The sequence below is a fragment of the Vallitalea maricola genome (assembly GCF_036985595.1).
Classification (GTDB): Bacteria; Bacillota; Clostridia; order Lachnospirales; family Vallitaleaceae; genus Vallitalea; species Vallitalea maricola.
This window is the reverse complement of record NZ_BTPU01000060.1, coordinates 59793-80054: the sequence shown is the minus strand read 5'-3', so window position 1 is coordinate 80054 and position 20262 is coordinate 59793. Positions and strand designations below refer to the sequence as shown.

20 protein-coding genes and 1 riboswitch are annotated in these 20262 nt (G+C 31.5%); of the genes, 6 read left to right on the top strand and 14 right to left on the bottom strand.

Annotation, left to right across the window (positions count from 1 at the left end; all coding sequences use genetic code 11):
* Positions 1-30: 30 nt before the first annotated feature.
* Positions 31-264: riboswitch (cobalamin riboswitch) on the bottom strand.
* A gap of 42 nt (positions 265-306) precedes the next feature.
* The 7 genes from AACQ14_RS16790 to AACQ14_RS16760 form a co-directional block, all read right to left on the bottom strand.
* Entirely contained in the window at positions 307-1041 is a 735-nt protein-coding gene (locus AACQ14_RS16790; protein ID WP_339364745.1) for an amino acid ABC transporter ATP-binding protein, read from the bottom strand.
* Positions 1013-1798, bottom strand: a complete 786-nt coding sequence (locus AACQ14_RS16785; RefSeq protein ID WP_339364744.1) for an amino acid ABC transporter permease — start codon at positions 1796-1798, stop codon at positions 1013-1015. Before AACQ14_RS16785 ends, AACQ14_RS16790 begins: the two co-directional genes overlap by 29 nt.
* A gap of 9 nt (positions 1799-1807) precedes the next feature.
* Positions 1808-2608, bottom strand: coding sequence for a transporter substrate-binding domain-containing protein (locus tag AACQ14_RS16780; RefSeq protein ID WP_339364743.1), 801 nt, complete (start codon positions 2606-2608; stop codon positions 1808-1810).
* A 20-nt stretch (positions 2609-2628) separates the two neighbouring features.
* A complete protein-coding gene (locus tag AACQ14_RS16775) occupies positions 2629-3054 on the bottom strand; it encodes a MarR family winged helix-turn-helix transcriptional regulator (RefSeq protein ID WP_212690255.1) in 426 nt (141 codons plus the stop codon).
* A 197-nt stretch (positions 3055-3251) separates the two neighbouring features.
* Positions 3252-3494 (bottom strand): hypothetical protein, encoded by a 243-nt coding sequence (locus AACQ14_RS16770; RefSeq protein ID WP_339364742.1) that lies wholly within the window; start codon positions 3492-3494, stop codon positions 3252-3254.
* 274 nt (positions 3495-3768) lie between these two features.
* Positions 3769-5574 carry a rhodanese-like domain-containing protein gene (locus AACQ14_RS16765; RefSeq protein WP_339364741.1) on the bottom strand — a complete coding sequence of 602 codons (1806 nt, stop codon included), beginning with the start codon at positions 5572-5574 and terminating at the stop codon, positions 3769-3771.
* A gap of 33 nt (positions 5575-5607) precedes the next feature.
* Positions 5608-6519: a sulfurtransferase gene (locus tag AACQ14_RS16760; RefSeq protein ID WP_339364740.1), complete on the bottom strand. Its 912-nt coding sequence runs from the start codon at positions 6517-6519 to the stop codon at positions 5608-5610.
* 559 nt (positions 6520-7078) lie between these two features.
* Here AACQ14_RS16760 and AACQ14_RS16755 point away from each other — a divergent pair.
* Complete coding sequence (locus AACQ14_RS16755; protein ID WP_339364739.1) at positions 7079-8665, top strand: ArnT family glycosyltransferase; 1587 nt, start codon at positions 7079-7081, stop codon at positions 8663-8665.
* Here the strand turns inward: AACQ14_RS16755 and AACQ14_RS16750 are convergent.
* The 5 genes from AACQ14_RS16750 to rffA all read right to left on the bottom strand — a co-directional run bounded on the left by AACQ14_RS16750 (position 8660) and on the right by rffA (position 13770).
* The gene (locus AACQ14_RS16750; protein ID WP_339364738.1) at positions 8660-9421 is read right to left on the bottom strand and encodes an ABC transporter permease; all 762 of its coding nucleotides are present in this window, start codon (positions 9419-9421) and stop codon (positions 8660-8662) included. The genes AACQ14_RS16755 and AACQ14_RS16750 overlap by 6 nt on opposite strands.
* On the bottom strand, positions 9418-10356 hold the full coding sequence (locus AACQ14_RS16745; protein ID WP_339364737.1) for an ABC transporter substrate-binding protein: 939 nt from the start codon (positions 10354-10356) through the stop codon (positions 9418-9420). Before AACQ14_RS16745 ends, AACQ14_RS16750 begins: the two co-directional genes overlap by 4 nt.
* A gap of 195 nt (positions 10357-10551) precedes the next feature.
* A complete protein-coding gene (locus AACQ14_RS16740) occupies positions 10552-11805 on the bottom strand; it encodes an ATP-grasp domain-containing protein (RefSeq protein WP_339364736.1) in 1254 nt (417 codons plus the stop codon).
* Positions 11806-11840: 35 nt separating this feature from the next.
* The gene (locus AACQ14_RS16735) at positions 11841-12575 is read right to left on the bottom strand and encodes a glycosyltransferase (protein ID WP_339364735.1); all 735 of its coding nucleotides are present in this window, start codon (positions 12573-12575) and stop codon (positions 11841-11843) included.
* 52 nt (positions 12576-12627) lie between these two features.
* A complete protein-coding gene (rffA, locus tag AACQ14_RS16730; protein ID WP_339364734.1) occupies positions 12628-13770 on the bottom strand; it encodes a dTDP-4-amino-4,6-dideoxygalactose transaminase in 1143 nt (380 codons plus the stop codon).
* A 156-nt stretch (positions 13771-13926) separates the two neighbouring features.
* Here rffA and AACQ14_RS16725 point away from each other — a divergent pair, with 156 nt between their 5' ends.
* Entirely contained in the window at positions 13927-14145 is a 219-nt protein-coding gene (locus AACQ14_RS16725) for a sulfurtransferase TusA family protein (protein WP_339364733.1), read from the top strand.
* Here the strand turns inward: AACQ14_RS16725 and AACQ14_RS16720 are convergent.
* Positions 14142-15041, bottom strand: a complete 900-nt coding sequence (locus tag AACQ14_RS16720) for a LysR family transcriptional regulator (RefSeq protein WP_339364732.1) — start codon at positions 15039-15041, stop codon at positions 14142-14144. The two genes, AACQ14_RS16725 and AACQ14_RS16720, sit on opposite strands and share 4 nt — an antisense overlap.
* A 347-nt stretch (positions 15042-15388) precedes the next feature.
* Between AACQ14_RS16720 and AACQ14_RS16715 the strand changes: the two genes are divergently transcribed.
* From AACQ14_RS16715 to AACQ14_RS16700, 4 genes are all read left to right on the top strand, one after another.
* Entirely contained in the window at positions 15389-16084 is a 696-nt protein-coding gene (locus AACQ14_RS16715; RefSeq protein ID WP_339364731.1) for a YeeE/YedE thiosulfate transporter family protein, read from the top strand.
* An 81-nt stretch (positions 16085-16165) separates the two neighbouring features.
* Positions 16166-16393, top strand: coding sequence for a sulfurtransferase TusA family protein (locus AACQ14_RS16710; RefSeq protein WP_113673518.1), 228 nt, complete (start codon positions 16166-16168; stop codon positions 16391-16393).
* Between the two features lie 39 nt (positions 16394-16432).
* Positions 16433-16990 carry a YeeE/YedE thiosulfate transporter family protein gene (locus AACQ14_RS16705; protein WP_339364730.1) on the top strand — a complete coding sequence of 186 codons (558 nt, stop codon included), beginning with the start codon at positions 16433-16435 and terminating at the stop codon, positions 16988-16990.
* Positions 16991-17131: 141 nt separating this feature from the next.
* On the top strand, positions 17132-18373 hold the full coding sequence (locus AACQ14_RS16700) for an FAD-dependent oxidoreductase (RefSeq protein WP_339364729.1): 1242 nt from the start codon (positions 17132-17134) through the stop codon (positions 18371-18373).
* A gap of 353 nt (positions 18374-18726) precedes the next feature.
* Here AACQ14_RS16700 and AACQ14_RS16695 read toward each other — a convergent pair whose 3' ends face one another.
* Positions 18727-19986 carry a Glu/Leu/Phe/Val family dehydrogenase gene (locus tag AACQ14_RS16695; protein ID WP_339364728.1) on the bottom strand — a complete coding sequence of 420 codons (1260 nt, stop codon included), beginning with the start codon at positions 19984-19986 and terminating at the stop codon, positions 18727-18729.
* Between the last annotated feature and the right edge of the window lie 276 nt (positions 19987-20262).

Below are 20262 nucleotides of genomic sequence, written 5' to 3'. Positions count from 1 at the left end.
TCACTCGCAGAGTTTTCACTTCGTATAAGTGAAAGTGTTTTAGAGACAGGCAGGTTTTCTGACTTAGTTTCCTTGTAATTCTACCCCTTCCCATATTATTAAAGATTACTTCTTGATTTGATTACTTTCAAAGAAGTAACTTCTATTACTAATACAGTGGGTTAATGTAAAACTACTCCACATTACAGCGGCGTGACCGTTCAGGTTTTACACCTGATTCCCTATTATGCAATAAAAATTGCCACCTACTCCAATTATTCAATTTTTTTCTAGTTTAAAACATAAATCATAATATGTCAATGTTTATTAAATTTTCCACTCCAAAATCTTATCCAAGAAACTTATTAACTCCTTAGTTTTCGGCTCCCTAAAAAGTTTGCTACTTTTACCACTTTCTAAAATCGTATTCTCTGCTAAAAAAATGATTTTATCGCATGAATTCTTGGCAAAACCCATTTCATGAGTAACTATTATTGAATCTAATCCATCATTTTGGAATTCATTAAGCATGTCTAGAACCTCACCAGTATACTCAGGGTCTAGCGCAGACGTAGGTTCATCCAATAATAGCAGTTTTGGTTTAATAGCCACCGCTCTAGCTATAGATATCCTTTGCTGCTGTCCACCGGATAGTTGTGACGGATATTTATCCTTTTCCCTTGATAATCCAAATCTATCAAATAGTTTACTAGCTGTTTGGACTGCATCAGTTTTGTTTATGCCAAAAGTATGTATTAGAGGAAGTATAACATTTTCCATAGCTGTCAAATGCTCAAACAATCCTTTGGACTGGAATACAAACCCAATGTTTCTACGGAGCATAACAAGTGACTTCTCATCAAAATTTATTTTTTTACCATCAATGTACATTTCACCAGAGCTTGGAGTAAGTAGTCCTCCAATTATTCGGAGTAGGGTTGATTTCCCTCCGCCAGACGGACCAATGATTGCAATAGAATTAATATCATCTTCATAGTTAATATCTTGCAACACAATACTATCACCATAACTTTTACAGATATTTTTTAGTTCTATATTCATGCTTGTACCTCCTCTCAAACACTCTGGATAACATGGAAACTGCAAAGGTAAGTATAAAATACAACGCTCCTACAAATATATAATTCTCAAACATCCTAAAATTAACTGCCGATATTTCTTGTATTGTTTGTGTCAGTTCAATTAATGCTATTACAGATAATAGGGATGAATCTTTTATAATAGATGCAAACTGCCCTGTCAATGCTGGTAATATTCGTGACATCAATATAGGATAAGTCACAAATCGGAATGTTTTTCTTGGTGTTAGTCCAATAGCTTTTGATATCTCATATTGCCTAATATCTATACTTTCTAGCCCACCTCTAATAATCTCTGAGATATAAGCTCCTTCAAATATTGATAAGATGATTATTCCTGCTATATATCTGTTATCAACACCCCATGCAGTACCGATAATATAATAGAAAAAATATATTTGAACAAGTAGTGGGGTTCCTCTTATAATCTGTATATATATTTTGCATAGATAGCTAATTGTCAATATCTTAGAATTTTGTCCTATGGCAGTAATTGATCCTATTAGCAAACTAAGTAATAAGCTTCCTATAGATATTATGATAGTCATATAAAAACCCTGCCATAGTCTTTGCTTATACTCTAATAAAGTTGTAAAATCAAGTTTCAGGTCAATGGCTTTTATGGACACCCACAAAAAAAATATTATAATTACTATGACTAATGCAGCACTAATGACTTTATTAAGAACTGTTACTTTTTTATCATCTGTTCGTCTCATATTTTCACCTTAATCAAAGAACCAAGGAAAACCAAGTTCATCAAATGTTTCCTTTTCCTCTTTTAGATATTTTTCAGTAATTCCATTGAATCCGTTATTTTCTTTAAATTCTTTTATAAAGTCATTTATCTTATTAAGTAATTTTGTATTGCCTTTCTTTACTCCTATTCCCCAGCTTTCACTATCTTGAAATGGTATCAATATTGCTTCTGTTGTTTCTTCATTCAGTTTGTTTTGACGATATATGGTAAGCTGGTCATATATGAAAGCATCTGCTTTACCTTGTGTTACTTCAATTACACATGCATTCTCTGATGAAAGTCCATTTATCTTTGCTTTCGTAAGATTCTCTGTTGCATACAGATAGCCTGTTGTACCTTTCTTCACATCAATTATTTTACCTTCTTGGTTTAGGTCCTGGATATCATTTATATTTGAGTTCTTATTTACTAATAATCCTAGATAGGAATGGGCATATGGGTTTGAAAAATCAATTACCTCTCCACGTTTTTCAGTTATTGTCATTGAAGATATTACCGCATCTACTTTTCCCGTCTGTAGTGATGGTATTAATCCATCCCAGTTGATATTTTCAATTGTTACAGGTCTGTCCAAGTATTCGCCCAATGCTTTTGCCAGGTCTACACTTACACCTGTTGGATTGCCTTCTTCATCTTTTGTTTCAAAAGGCGGATATGCAAGTTCCATTCCTATAGTCAATGTATTGTCCTTATTTGATTTAGATTTACAACCTGATAATATTAATCCACTAAGTAATACTAAGGATAGTATTATAAGTAATCTTTTCATAGAATTTACCTCCTTTTGTTTTAACTAAAATTGTCTATCATCTTATTTAGTACCTGTCTAAAAACTTCTTTCTCGTTGTCACTAATATTATTATATTGTTTATTATGTATTTCTTCAGATATAATAATAAATGCTTCCTCTAATTCTTTTCCCTTAGAGGTTAATGACACTCTGTTAACTCTCTTGTCTTCCTCGTCTTTTATCATTTGGGTATATCCAAAATCATTTAATTTTTTAACTAAGGTTGTTATTGTAGATGGATCTTTACCAATCTTATCTGCTAGTTCACTCATAGTTAAACTTTTATTTTTTAAAAGTGATAGGATTATATTACCATGAGAAGGTACAATTCCATTAATCCCTTTTTTCTTTAATTCTGAGATAATAAATTGATTAATCAAGACTCTAACCTTTCCAATTAAATATAATGTATTATCAGCCTTCAATGATATCACTTCCTTTCAAGAATAATTCTTTTTATGTCATATATAAAATTACTTGGATGTCCAAGTTTATTCAAATTATACTTGGATATCCAAGTAATGTCAAGTAAAAAGTTCGATTTGTTTTCCTAAAATAAAAAAGGTACAAAAATTATTTTTGTACCTTTTGTCTAGCTATTTATATTCTTTAATACTATTTTTTAAGAAAAGGTCATTTTACTAACTTCAATACCTTCTATTGATTTTAATGAGTCCTCTAATTCGTTACACTTACTTTCAGTTTCGTCAGTTAACTCTAACAGGATAATACCTTCTTTGGAGGTGTTACCTTGATGTAATCCTAATCTTGTATTGATAATACTGCCTTGTTCTGTAAGGATATCCTGCATCCTGTCAACTTCTTCTAGGCGATTGCTTACTTTAATTCCAATAATAGTTTTCATACTTATCCCTTCCTTTATTATTACTTTTTAATAGCCTTTCAGTCTTAATAAATAAATATATCTCATTATCAAGTTGTCCATATTTGCGCTATTATATACATCTTATCAATTTGAATTTCTATAGAATAAAAAACTTTATATGTCAAATCATTATCGCAGAACAATCAATAAACAAGAAAAGAGGCTACGCCTCATCTTCCATAGGAAGTTTCCTGTAAGATTAAAAAAACTGCCAGCAATTTCTCACTGACAGTTTATAAAAACCTATATTTTATTATTTTACAACTTCAAATTCATTATTAATCCATCCTAGTGGAGCATTTATTTCCATGCCCATTCCACCATTAAGTGATACAGCATCATAACCTAATAATCTAAGGGCAGCTACTGTTTGACCTGCTGTTTGACCTGTGTAGCAGTAAACAACTACTGGCTTATCCTTTGGAAGAGTACCGAATTGTTTTTCCATTCCTGCTCCCCAAGGTATATTACTAGCTCCAGCTATATGTCCTTCTTCAAAGTCCTTTGCACTTCTGATTGATAATAGATAGAAGTCTTCTTTATCATCAATCATAGTCTTTAAGTTCTTTTCAGATACTTTGTAATTCTTGAATTTAGTTTCTTTTACATCTGCTAAACCATTATAGTAAGCTGTCAATGCTGCTTTTACTTCCTCTGGTACGTCATATGTTTCTGAACCGAATTCGTTGACAGTTTCTTCTATAACGTCTTCGTATCCTTCAACTTTTGAAATACCAAAGTTAAATCCTAAGTTAACACTTCTAGCATTGATTCCAGCTAAGTTTAATGTCATTACAGCTTGACCTGCTGTCTGTCCTGAATAGCAGTAGATATATACGTCTTTGTCCTGAGATATCTTAGTAATATTTTCTGCTATAGCTGGTCCCCAAGGTGCATTATATGCTCCCTTTACATGGCCTTTTTTATAATCTTCTGCTGTACGGATATCAACAATTACCATATCTTCGTCAGCTTTTACTTTTTCAATAAATTCTTTTTGATTAATCTTATAAATGTGCTCTGGCATATTAGCGAAGTAAGAATTAACGCCTGCTTCAACTACACCATCAGCTACAACTTCATATCCTTTATTAGACCATCCAAGTGGAGCATTTGCATCCATACCTAATCCACCATTTAATGAAACTGCGTCTATGCCTAATAAACGAAGTCCTGCAACTGTCTGTCCTGCTGTCTGTCCTGTATAACAATATACAACAACTGGCTTATCCTTTGGAAGAGTAGCAAATTGTTTTTCCATTCCTGCTCCCCAAGGTATATTACTAGCTCCAGCTATATGTCCTTCATTAAAATCTTTTTCACCTCTGATTGATAATAAGTAGAAATCTTCTTTGTTATCAATCATGGCCTTTAGATTATCTTCAGATACTTTATAGTTTTTGAACTTTGTATCTTTTACATCAGCTAAACCATTATAATAATCTGTTAATGCAGTTTGAACTTCTTTTGGTACATCATAAGTTTCTGAACCAAACTCATTAACTGTTTCTTCAATAACATCTTCATAGCCTTCAACCTTGGATATACCAAAGTTGAATCCTAAGTTAACGCTTCTTGCATTAATACCAGCTAAGTTCAATGTCATTACAGCTTGACCTGCTGTCTGTCCTGAATAACAGTAAATGAAGACTTCTTTATCCTGTGAAATTTTTGTAATATTCTCAGCAATTGCAGGTCCCCAAGGTGCATTATATGCTCCTTTTACATGACCTTTCTTATAATCTTCCTCTGTACGGATGTCAACAACAACCATATCATCATTAGCTTTTACTTTATCAATAAATTCTTTTTGATTGATTTTGTAAATATGATCTGGCATGTTTGCGTAATAAGCATTAATGCCTTCTTCTAGATTAAATGCTTCTGCATCGTCATCTTTTTTTGTGTCATCATCTTTAGTTGTATCTGTATTGCTTTCTGTACCTTTACTTAAATCCATTGATCCTGCAGTATCATCTTTCTTAGAACCACAACCTGCAACACTTAATACCATGACTACCATTAAAAGTAAAGCTACTAACTTATTAAGTTTTTTCATTATGTTCCCTCCATTTAAATAAAATCATGATAATTATGAAGCATCCCCGGAGTCAGGTACTGTTTTTTCTTCTTTCTCCGTTGGCATATCACCAGCAGACCACTCTAACCATGCACCATCATACACTTTTACATTTTTGAAACCTGCTTCATCAAGTAATAGTGCTGTTTGTGTTGCACGGAATGATGATTTACAATAAAGAATGATTGTATCATCTTTATCAAGACCTAAATCCTTATAGAACAAAAATGTATCTCTAGCTGACTTGAATGTTCCATCTGTATACAAATTTTTTGTATGGGGATATAATATAGCGTTAGGAATAGCCCCTTCTTCATATTCTGCTTTGCTTCTTACATCTATAATTTTTTCTTTACTATCTTCATTTTCTGCAACAGTCTTAACATAATCCATAGTAGCTATCATATCGCTGTTAGCTTCTTTGGCAACATATTCAGTTGGTTCTAATTCCGGTACTTCTAAAGACATAGGAAGTTTAGCTTTTTCTAAACCTCTTTGACCATTATTGATAACTTTTACATTATCATGTCCATAGACTTTTAGTACCCACCATACACGACCTGAATATACACCGCCGCTATTATCGTAGATATACAAAGTACTATTATTAGAAATTCCTTTTTCACTTAATACCTTCTCAACCTGCTCTTTTGGAGCTAACATACCTTTAATTGGTTCAGATATAGTAAGACTGTCTGGATTAAGACTAATTGCTCCTTCAAGATGTCCTTTTGCATAGTCTTCTTCTGCTCTTGCATCAATGATAATTACGTCACTATTATTCATTGCCTCTTTAACTTCAGTTGGTTCTACAACATTATTACTTCCTTTATAGCTAGTATTATTACAGGAAGTAAAAAGCAAAACAAACACAATCAATAGAGGAAGTAAAATACCTCTCTTATGGTTAGTTCCATACTTCATGACTAACTCCTCCTATATATTTCTAACTAGAACTGCTAGAAATACTTTCTGATTATATTAGTAAACATGTCATATATTGAACTTTATAATTCAATATTAACCTTGTTGTTATAAGTAGAGTAGAAATAATTATTTCAATCTACTTATGTACTGATACTTCTTGACCTTGTTAATTGTTAGATATTTAACAACTAACACCATTGACCATTGTTAAATAATATACAAACTGGGGAATTATTAAACTCAACTTTTTTTCTTATAGATACAATTATACACTATTAATTTTTAAGATGGTTATAAGTTTTGCTGATATAGTATTTGATAGTTGAATAGTGTGATATATATTGAACTTAAACATCTATACACCTATTCAATAAGTTCAATATATTTTCCTTGATTTTATAAGCTTAATAGAACTAAATAATTACTGGCTCTATAGCAATTATTTAATTAGGCTTATATAACGTGTATTTTAGTTAATTATTGTGATATAATTATAGTAACTATGTGAATAATAAGGCAAACTACTAAATTTTGTTAAATACGAGGATTGATTGATATGAAAACTTCTAAAAAATATTATTTTTTTATAATTGCTGTCTATCTAATATTATACTTCATTATAAGCTTGAGTTATCTAGAAATTTTTCCCTTCGTTCATTCTGATGAACCTTGGTTAAGCGGCTTGACAAGGAACATGATGGAAAGTAAATCAATCTATTGTACTGAAACATTTTTTAATATTTATCCAAGATTCCCTCATAGCATAAAAGTAATCTTCCATTTAATTCAAATGCCTTTTATACTTGTTTTTGGTTATAACATCTTTGCAGTGAGATTGGTTTCTCTTATTTTTAGTATATTCACGTTGATTCTTTTTTATTGTATATGCACCAAAATATTTAAAAATGGTATATACTCGGTATTACTGACTATATTATTTAGTGTAAACATACAATTTATATATGCTTCCCATTTTGCAAGACAAGAGAGTATTATCGTATTTTTCTTTATGCTTGGATTCTATCATTTTTTATCACCACTGGGCAATAAAAAAATAAATCCACACATTCTACTTGGACTTATCATAGGTTTATCTGTAGGGATTCATCCAAATAGCTTTGTTATAGCTGTTGTTTTTGGATTATTATATATAATTGACGTATTCCATAAAACTAAAAAATTCAGCCATCTAATAACATTAATTATGACTACTGGGCTTACTGCATTAATATTTGTCATTCTAAGTTTTATTGGTGATGCAGATTTCATTACTCATTATACTAATTTTGGTGAGACTCTAGGGGTAAGTTCCAGCTTTTATGATAAAATATTAACAATTCCATATTATTACAAAAAGTTATATCTTGGTATAAGCGGTACTTATTACACACCACCTATACAAGTTTATCTTATCATTTTTGCTATCATAACTATATCATCAATTCTATATTTATCGGTTAAATATTTGGGGGATAAGAATAGTAACAAGAAAGAATCATTTTCTGGTCTACCTATTCTTAGATTGTTGACATGTGTTATAGGTATCAATATTGGTTTTATCATTATTGGCAGATATAATCAAACAAACATTATATTTATTTTTCCATTCTTCTATTTACTTACTCTTGCCTTAATATGTAAGGTTGTTGATTATCGAAAAGAGTTAATAATATGTTTTATGGGAATATCAATTATTTTATCTTCGTATTATACCTTAAAAGAGGTAAGGCTATATACGATCTACAATTATGAAGCATATTTAGATGAGTTGAGTGTCATTCCTTCAGATGCAAAAACTCTAGGCAATCTCAATATGGAATTTTATTTTGATAATGATAGATTACTGGATTATAGGAATCTAACATTTCTAGAAGAAAATAATATACCTTTCAGGGATTATATAGTAGACAATAATATTGAATATATCATCTATACAGAAGAATTGGATTACATTCACAGAAATCCTAGATGGAATATCCTCTATGGAAACGATCATTATTACGATGAAATCAACAAGTATATAGAAGAAAATTGTGCCCTTATTCATGAGTTCAGTAATTCTCTATATGGTATAAGGATACCTAGGTACATGATGGAATATGATTGGAAAATAAAGATTTATAAGATAACTACTATATCATGATAATATTTCTTCACATTTCTTTTCCAGTCTGCCAAAGATAAAATCTTCCATAATCATACCAATTATAATTATAACAACTAAACCAGCATACATTCCAGGAGTATCCATATACACTCGTTTTTCGAAGATAAACCATCCTAGACCACCAAAGGGTCCGATTGCTCCAAATACCATTTCAGAACTGATTAGTGCTCGCCATGCTCTAGACCAGCCAATCTTTAATCCAGATACTATATGAAGCAGGCTTAGTGGTATTAGGACATAATAAAAAATCTGCCATATATTCATACCAAGATTCTTAGAGACTTCTATATATACATTGTCCACAGACCTAAAACCTGTTTTCATGTTAATAGTCATAGGCCATAAAACAGAGTGTACTATAATTACGAGAATCGCTTTTTCTCCAACACCAAACCAAATGATGACTAATGGAAGTAACGCAATCCCTGGAAGAGGGTGGAGTATACCGATTATTGTATCTAATAGACTACTGAAATTGTTGAAGAAGTAATCTAAAAAGCTTAATAATACAGATAGAACAATACCTATCAGTAACCCTTTTAAAATTATGATGAAAGAAAATCCTATCTGCATCAACAAATCACCTTTAGTAATGCTAACACCTAGAGATTTGATAATTTGCTCGATTGAAGGGAAAATCTGTCTAGCGTATACGTTAGAATAATATGTAACTTCCCATATGATTATAAAAAATCCTATCCATAGAAATCGATGTATATATAATTTTTTCATTCCCATATGACCTCTTCACTTTTGTAGGATTTATTAAGATAGTTGTTCCTTACCATGAAATCCACGAATTTGTCTACACCTTGAATGTCTGTAGCGTATTTCATCCCTTCGTAATTAAGATAACTTTTCAACTTTTCTTTATCCATCTCATATAAATTAGACAATATGTCTAAAGTTTCATCTTCGTTATTTATCATGAATTCTATAGATTTATTGATAGCTTCTATTAGTGCAGAGTATTGTTTTTTGTTATTAGTATAAAAATCTTCAGTACAAGCACCTGCGATAAAAGTAAATTCACTTCCCATTGCTTCTTCACCAGTTATAACCATATGGTTATCTTCATTGGCTAATTCTTCGAATAAATAGGGTGGAGAAGTAAAATGTGCTTTTATATCTTGTTTGGCAGTTAATGCCTGAAACCCATCTGGATGTTTCATGGAAACTAATTGATTGTCAAGGGCATCAGCCTTGCCAAGTTCTCTTTCACATGCCATAGCAAGTAAGATATGCTGTATACTTCCTGGCTGGGGTAGAGCTATTTTATCTTTTGGAGTAAAATCCTTAAGGGTCTTTATGTTTTCATCATATGTGACTAGACCAACTGGACAGCTAGAAAGACCTGTCATCATTTTCCACTTCATACCGTTATCAAGGGCTATAAGGAAAGGTGGTATTCCCATGAATCCTACATCAAGATTATCTGCAAGAACAGCTTCACGAATAGCTGCTGTGTTAGAGAGTTTGACCCATTCAATTTTATTGTTAGGTAGGGCTTCTTCAAGGAAACCTTTTTCTTTCATTATTTGGATAGGGGCATAAGCTAGACCATATTGCTGGGCGATCTTGACAGTATTGTCATGTTTTTTTCCACATGCTGTCATTAATAGCATAATCATTGAGATTGTTAATATTAATGTTGGTTTCATTTTCATTAGTATGTTATCCTTTCTATACTAAGTATTTATTAAAGTTTTTATTTGATATAATGCAAATAAGTCAGAAAAAGAGTTTCGTTCGGACTTGGCTTTTGCAAAATAGTAATCTTAATATAATCACAAAACACTTTTTCTTCTTAGTAGCATAACGATTGGCTAATTCAGATTTTATATTATAGATAAAAAACAATATTAATCAGTATACCTCTTATAATAATCTCGGTTTATAATTAGATTATTACCTTGCTTGTTAAGCATCAACATTTTTTTATATAAGTTGTCAACTTTTTTCTGGATATCTTGATTGGTGTTGCCTGTTACTATTACGTATCCTGCGCGTACTGATGCATTTTCTATTGGTTTTATGAAGTCATTTTCTTTGTAGTTATAGTTCATATTATAAACACCGTCTAGTTCAATTATTTCATCTCTATCGGTTATGGATTGTACTGTGCCGGAGTTTGCGAAGAATAATTGTACTGTTAGGTAGTTTTTGTTGTTTTCAATATTGTAATTATCAAGAGGGTAGTAATCAATATCTTGTCCCATAGAAGAATCTATGACCATTTTCAAGATATCTACACCTGTTATAAGGGGTATGAATTCGTCTTCATATGCACCGCCGATTCTACAAGCTATTTCGTTAACTTTTATTCCTTCATCACCGACAAATAGTTGAAAGTAGATTGGTCCTTGGCTAATGTTGAAGGCATCTACTATCTTATCAGTTAATGCAATGAATTCCTCTTTGTATTGTTTGTAATGTTTTGAAGGGAATTCATGAGATGAACATATTCCTATATATTTATCGTTATCAAAGGTTACACGGTCAGTAATTGTCAATACTTTTGCTTTTCCATCTCGAACCCAGCCGCTAATAGTTATTTCGTCATTTTTGTAATAACTCTCCACTAGTATAGAATCTTCTCTGGAGTGTTTAATGACATGATCAAAGTGAAGTCTAACTTCTTTTATTGTATTTAACTTAAAAATGCCTCGCTGACCTTGAGAATCAAAGGGTTTTACTACAACTGGGAATTTCAGTCCTTCTAACTGACTATCAGTAAAATCTTTTTTTATGATTCTATAATCGGGAGTAGGTATATCTGCTTCTAAAAATTTTTCTTTCATTATTCGTTTGTTAGTTACTGCATAGGCTGTATTTACAGATAAAAATCTTGGTAAACTAAGTTTATCAGCTACTTTAATGACAGTATAAACTGGCTGGTCAGTTCCTGTAGTCATGATACCATCTATCTTTGTTTCTAAAGCAACTTTTAGAGTTTCTTCGTAATCAAAAGTACTTGCTAATCCACATTCGTCTGCTATTTGTTTTCCTGGTGAATTAGTGTAGTAATCAGTTGCTACTACTTTGTATCCCAATTCTTTTGCCCTTTTTATTGCATTCAGCTGAGCACCTGATGCACCTAGTATCATTAACTTCATAATTCTTATCCTTTCATTCTTGGTCTTATAGCTATCTAGTGAGCCTTTAAAACTTCTTCAATAACATATTGGGGAGTATTTTTTTTCCTTTTATTAAATAAATGAATGTTACTATAATATATTAAAATATTAATAAATAACTTATATAGTTTTCTGAAGTTGTAGTTGGATTTACCATAAATTCTATTATAGTAGGGGACATGTACATTACCTATATTTTTAGTATATTTCAGTATTGAGGCTGACAAATAAATATAGGATAATTTTTCCCTTATAATCATTTGTACAATACTTTTTTTCATTATACGAAAAGAAGTTAGTTTGATATTTTTTGGCTTATGAAGAATTGTACTGAACATGAATTCTTTCAACATTGTGCCAATTCCTCTATAATCCTTGTGAACTGTACTATCTGGTATACCATAGACTACATCATAGCCTTGTTTCAATTCATTAAAAAGAATCATAATGTCCTTAGGCATATTTTGCAGATCGTCATCTATTGTAACATAATAATCTCCATGTCCATATCTAAGTCCGCATAACAGAGCATTTTGCTGTCCACAATTTTGTTTTAATTTTATACATGTCATATGATTATGTTTCTTATACAAATCTTTCATTATTTCATAACTGCTATCTATGCTATAATCATCCACTAAAATGATTTCATAATCCATATTACTGTTTATCATTGTTTTGATAATTTTTTCACAAACTAATGATATTGTTTTTTCACTATTATATACAGGAATTATTATTGAAATCATAGGAATTCCTCTCTTAATTCATTCTTGTTTAGATCATTATTTTTGATATTTGCTATATCTGATTAATTGCTTTTTTTATTATTCGTTCCATCTTGATTAATTGTTCTTCAGTCATATCAGGATATATGGGCAGCCTTATTAACTTCTTGTACAAATCTCTTTCATAAGGAAAATCGTTTTCTTTATATCCTAGAGATAGCCCCATTTTACTTAGGTGCAGTGGAACAAAATGTCTATATGCTGAGATATCATTAGCTTTTAAAATATTCATAAATCCATCTGCATAAGCTTCTTTTTTGAATATAATATAGAATATGTGAGCATTGAAAGCTTCTAGCTTATTTCCTTTGGAATAATATTGAATTTTATCTGATTCTATATTATCTAATATTTCTAAGTATCTATTAAACATCTTAAGTCTTTTACTATGGATATCATCAATATTTTCTAATTGTGAGTAAAGATATGCCATCAATAATTCTGATGGACAATAACTGGAACCAATGTCTACCCACTGATAGAATTCTACGCTCTTATTATTAAAATCTATCCGATTAGTCCCTTTTTGTCTTATATATTCAGCTCTTCTAATAAGGTTTTCATTATCACTGTTAATAGTGACAGCTCCACCTTCGCCAGCTGAAACATTTTTGGTTTCATGAAAACTAAAGCATCCAAAATGTCCTATTGTCCCAAGTTGTCTACCTTTATAGGTACTGAATAATCCTTGAGCAGCATCTTCTATAACATAAAGTCCATATTTATGAGCAATACCCATTATTTTATCCATATCACATGGGTTGCCTCCATAATGAACTACAATTATCGCTTTTGTTCTATGGGTTATCTTTTCTTCAATTCTAGAAGCATCTATGCATAAATCATCATGATTAACTTCGGTAAAAACAACTTTTCCTCCATTAACTAGTACACTGTTAGCTGTAGACGGAAAAGTATAAGACGGCATTATAACCTCTTGGTCTTTCTCTATATTAATCAATTTTATTGCCAATTCAAGAGAATGGGTGCAAGAAGTGGTCAATAATATATTTTTTACGCCTAATCTTGTTTCTAATAATTTTTTACATTTACTAGTAAAATAACCATCTCCACCAATATTTCCACTATCTATTACTTGTTTTATATAATCCATTGCCTTATCTGAATGATAAGGTTTATTAAAGGGTATCTTCAATTGTAACCACCTCTAGTTGCTATACGTAAATAAAACCTATTTATTATATTTTTTGTTATTTTTTAGTATAACAGTCCCTTGTATTTTAGTTTATCCACAATTATGATATAATTATTAACATATCAACCTGAAAAGCACTAGTAAAGGAGTTATACAATGAATAAAATTGATTGTTTTGGGGATTTCTGTCCAATACCATTACTAAAAGCTAAAAAAGAATTCAAAAACTTAAGTTCCGGAGAATCTTTTATGTTAGTTACAGACCATAGTTGTGTCGTAGAATCAATAAAAGAATATTTTAAGAAATCAACTTGTACCTTTGCATGTGAAGAAGTCCTTAATGGTGTATGGGAAATAACTGTAACTAAAAATTAACAGAAACTCTTTTGACCTATTTCCATAAAATATTCGATGGATTCTCTTTGAGCCTTAGTAAGCTTATTGAATTTTTTACTGATGAGATATATTTCATCATCTAGACTTACATCTTCTATTTCAATAACTTTTACTGTTTTTTCATATAGCTCATGTTTTATGGATTCATAAGGTACAAAAGCAAGCCCGTACCCATTACTTACTGCTAATTTTACAGCACCATCCGTAGCCACATTAAATATAATGTTTAAATCATCGAGATCTTTATCTATATTTTTTAATTCTTTTTTCAGGTTATTACTGATATGATTATTACTATTGCACATTATCATGTCGTATTTAGTTAAATCCTCAAGTTTGATTTTGTCAGGAATATTGTATTTACCCGGTGCGATCAGAACTATTTTCTCCTTACCAATTGCATAAGTAAACAAATCATGCTCTTTACTAATATTACCATTGACTATGCCAAAATCACATATGTCATTTTGAACATCTGTAATTGTATCTTCTTTCGGACTGGCAATAAGTTCGTATTGATGGTTTGGGTATTTTTTCTTTATCTTATATATAACACACGGTAAAGAATATGTAACCAACGCCCAAGTACCATTAATTCTTACTTTGTTATACTGTTTTACGGTGGTTTCTAGTTCTTCCACCATAGTCTCATAGTTTCTGATAATATTATTAGAGTATTTTAGTACAATTTCTCCCATCTCAGTAAGTTCAACACCCTTGTTACTTCTGTTTAACAGCTTATATCCAAAGTCTTCTTCAAGTTTTTGTATAAGCTGGCTGAGCGCTGATTGAGAAATATGTGATTTTTTTGCAACCTTTGAAATACTTTTTTCAGATGCGACTTCTCTAAAATACTTTAAGGATTCTAAATGCATATTATCCCTCCAAACTTTGTTATCAAATTAACTATCTTCTATATGCATAACTATAAAACAAACTAGGAAAAATTGCAATAAAATTTTAAATGTTATAAATACGATATGGTTCCACTATATAAAGTTTATACTTTATTTTAACATATATAGAATTATTTATTAAATATTATGCTATAAAAATAATTAATACAGTATTAGCAAAGTGCATATTAGATGTTAGTAAATCTATGATATCATAGGAATTGGGAAATTGTTAAAAACTCAACAATCTTATTAAATCTTATAAGTGTCAAGTTTATTATGTCACTTCAATGAAATTATACAATAATCATTAAGGAGTGTTTACCATGAGCGAAAATGGAACAACTTCTACAATTAGGAGAAGTTCTTCTCGTGCAGGAACAAGAAGAAGAAAACCTAAGAAGAATCAGATACCTATCGGTATTCTTGTTTTAATTTTTATTGCTGTTGTTGGTGTTTTATTAGGACTTAAAACTAATAATACATTGTTATTCTGGATGACTGGAATATTATTTGGTTTTATCTTGCAAAAGGCAAGATTCTGTTTTACAGCCTCAATGCGTGACCCATATTTAACAGGTAGTACATCAATTACACGTGCAGTTTTAATAGCATTCGCTGTTACTACTATAGGCTTTACAGCAATCAAATATGGTTATTTCAAAAACGGTCTTCCAATCCCAGGAATGGGATATGTAGTACCAATTAGTTTCGCTACTGTTATTGGAGCATTTCTATTTGGTATTGGTATGGTTATTGCAGGTGGTTGTGCTTCAGGTACATTAATGCGTGTAGGTGAAGGCTTCTGGATGCAATTGCTATCATTAGTATTTTTTGTTGTCGGCTCATTATGGGGCGCACATGATTTTGGATGGTGGAAACTTAATGTCATAAGCAAAGGTAAAGCAATCTTTTTACCTGATGTATTCGGTTGGCTAGGTGCTGTAATCATCCAGTTATTAATCATTTTGTTCCTATATATAGCAGCAGTCAAATATGAAAAAGCAAAAGCAAATAATTAAATTAAGTAACACCCAAACCCCAAAGATATTAAATATAAAAAATCAAACTAAAAATAATTTAAAAAATAGGAGGATATTATTATGAATGAAGTTGTAATAGATTGTTTAGGAGAAGCTTGTCCAGTACCTTTAGTAAAGGCTCAAAATAAATTAAAAGAATTAGCTGTTGGAGACGTTCTTGTTGTTCAAATCGATCATAGTTGTGCCATGAAAAATGTTCCAGAATGGGCACGTAAAGATGGACATAATGTTGAAGTTGAAGAAGTAGACGACGGCGAGTGGGAAGTAATCATCGAAAAAACTCACTAATCATCAAATAAAATTAATGCCTTATACGGAGGTGTCATTTTGAGTTCGTTTAAAGAATATTTTAACAAAGTAAGTAAAAATGAATTCTATAAAAAGTGGTTAAAAGATGCATGGCCTTATATAACAGGTGCTATCCTGCTTTCATTATTCCAAATCGTAACTTTAGCTACAACTGGTAACCCTTGGGGTGTATCTGGAGTATTCGCTAATTGGGGCGCATGGATATATGAAGCTGTTGGTGGTAGCGTAGATAAATGGTACTACTTTAGTAGTGATGGAGCTCAAGCTACACTTAATAATGGATTCTTGAATGATCCCGGTACTATGAGAAATCTTGGTATCATATTTGGTGCTTTACTCGCAACACTACTTGCATCACAATTCAAATTCAAAAAAATAAAATCAAAAAAACAAGTATTCGCTGCTGTTTTAGGTGGCTTACTAATGGGATACGGTGCTAGAATTGCATACGGATGTAACATAGGTGCATTATTCAGCGGTATAGCCTCACTATCACTCTCAGGCTGGGTATTCGCGGTAGCCATGTTCTTCGGCGCCATCGTCGGCAGTAAATTACTTGTAAAATTCTTTATGTAACAAACGGCTTAAGTATTTTAGTTCATGTTTTGAATAGGAAAAATTCGTGGGTTTTGAATTTATCCTATTCAATTACTTGAACTTATACTTAAACGTTTGTTTCCTTATTAATAATAGCTAAAATCAAATGGAGGATTGGTCATGCCAAGAGAAAAACGTATTGAAAATTATGATGTAGTTGTTATTGGCGGTGGAGCAGCTGGTCTTACTGCTGCGATTTATTCAGCTAGAGCTAGACTAAGTACTCTTCTTATAGAAAAAGCTTTGGTAGGAGGACTTGCTACTTATACCAATGAGATAGAGAACTACCCAGGATTTCCGAACAGCCCTAAGGGTGAGGAAATCACTAATCAGATGAAAAAGCAAGCTGAAAAAATGGGTGTAAAATTCAAGTTGACAGATGTTAAAAGTGTACAACTTAAAGGTGAAGAAAAAGTAGTTGAAACATTCAGAAATAAATTCATAGCAAAATCAGTTGTCCTTGCTACAGGCGGACGTCCAAGAGTAACAAAAGCAAAGAATGAAGAAAACTATCTATTTGATAAAGGAATTTCATTCTGTGCAACATGTGACGCTGCTGCTAACACTGGTAAAGATGTAGTTGTTATCGGTAGTGGTGACGCTGCTATTGAAGAAGGAATGTTCTTAACTAAATTTGCTAATAAGGTTATTGTATCAGTTATGCATGATGAAGGAATCATGGACTGTAATGAAATAGCTAAAGAAGCAGCTCTTAAAAATCCTAAAATGGAATTTATCTGGAATACTGTTACAGACTCTTTTGAAGGTGAAGAACATCTTGATACCGTAGTACTAAAAGATCTTAAGACAGGTGAAAAAATACCAGTAAAATGTGATACTTGCTTTGAATTTATTGGTTATATACCTAATACTGAGATTTTCAAAGATCAGATAAACCTTACTAAACAAGGTTATATTCTTACAAATGATAAGATGCAGACAAATATTGAAGGTGTTTTCGCTTGTGGAGATGTTAGAGAAAAATGGTTAAAACAAGTAGCAACTGCTGTTGGTGACGGAGCCATAGCTGGTTTTGCCGCAGAGAAATACATAGCGGAGCACGAAACATTCAATACTGTTATCATGCAAAACGAAAAACCTGGTTTAACTTATATCTATAATGCCATTGATGCCGATTCAAGAGAATTCTTGACCGATATAGAAAAAATAGAAAACTTCTTTGGTGAAAAAATATCAGTTAACAGAGTAGATGTATACAAATCAACAGGAATTTCTGATAGATTAGACATAAAAGAATTCCCTGCTGCAGTTATCACTAAAGATGGTAAAGTTTACGAAAAACATATTAAAGATTTCAACGAAGAAACAATTGTTCATGCTTTGAACAGTGCATTAAATTAATACTACTATATGATTAGTAATTTTTTATCCTTAATATATAATAAAAAAATGATTAACAAAAAACGAGCAAAAGCACTAAGTTACGTCTTAGTGCTTTTACTCGTTTACTACTAATATTAATACTATTATCTATTATAAGAGAGTATTAGTCACAGTTATTAGTAGTTCTTTAAGGAAGACTATATCTATTACTATAATTTAACTACGGAACGGTTTAAATACTCTTCATCAACCTATATGTGCAAATATCTAGGGTTTGAAACTCTTCTTTTGCATAAGATGAATTAATATTTTAACGTGTCCTACGAACAGTTAAAGCTAAAACTATTGCTACATCGTTCCTTAGTTAATTGTTAAAACCAACCTCTAAGCCTCATTGGCATTGCAAGGCTCTTAATAGCTACTAGGTAAGCAGCTTTTCTCATATCAACTTTTTTTTCATCCATGGCATCTGTAACTTTAACAAAAGCATCTACCATTTTTACTTCTTGTTTCTCTTGTACTTCGTCAAAACGCCAATAATAGTTATGTAGGTTCTGAACCCACTCAAAATATGAAACGATAACTCCGCCTGAGTTAGCTAATATATCTGGTACTATGAATACTCCTTTTTCTAATAAGTATTCTTCTGCTTCTGGAGTAGTTGGACCATTAGCACCTTCAGTTATTATCTTAGCTTTAATATCTTTTGCAGTGCTGCTTGTAATAGAGTTCTCAAGCGCACATGGAGCAAATCCGTCACATTCTATTCCAAATATTTTTTCTCTTTCTACTTCTTCACATTCACCAGTATAACCAGTGATCAATTTATTTTCTGCTGCATATTTCATAATATCATTAACATCTAAGCCATTTTCATTATATAAGCAACATGAAACATCTGATACAGCAACAACTTTAGCTCCAAAAGCTTGAGCATACATTGCAGCATAACTTCCAACATTTCCAAAGCCTTGAACTGCTATTTTCATATCTTTTATGTTCATTCCTTTGTACTTAGCTGCTTCTCTCATCATAAGCATAACGCCGTAACCAGTAGCTTCTTTTCTTGCTAGACATCCACCAAATTCAACAGGTTTTCCTGTAAATGAAGCTGGTAATGTTTGACCAACACCTCTTAGGCTGGAATATTCATCAACCATCCACGCCATTGTTTGACCATTAGTATTAACATCTGGTGCTGGAATATCTCTTCTTTCTCCAATAATTGGAGCAATAGCTCTTACATATCCTCTTGATAGTCTTTCAAGTTCTCGTTTTGAAAGAACAGTAGGGTCAACGATAACTCCACCTTTTGCTCCACCATATGGTAAGCCTACAACCCCACATTTAAAAGTCATCCAAGTTGCTAACGCTTTTACTTCATCTTTTGTTACTCCAGGATGAAAACGAATACCGCCTTTAGTAGGACCAGATGCATCGTTATGTTGAACACGATATCCAGTAAATAGTTTTGTTGTACCATCATCCATTTTAACAGGAATAGTAACTTCCAAAACTTTTTCAGGCTGACTCAATAACTCATATACTGCATCTTCTTCTCCTAGTGCATCGCATGCTTCTTTTAATTGTTTTTGTGCAATCTTAAAAGGATTAAGCGTTTTTTCTGACATATACTTATGCCTCCCAATCTTAAATAAAATTTTCGATACCTATTCTCCTTATTGAACCATTATTATATAAATATAGTCCAATCAGATAATATTTTAGCTACAAAAAGAGAAAAATAAATTAGTAAATAATAATTTGCAACTCTCTTTTTGAAGTTAAAAACTTATGTATTATTTAAGTAACTTTCAGGGTATAATTAGGGTATAATTATAGTTCTTAATTGAATGTAACTCTCTCTATTCGTATATTAACATTATATTTATTTTTTGTGTATATCA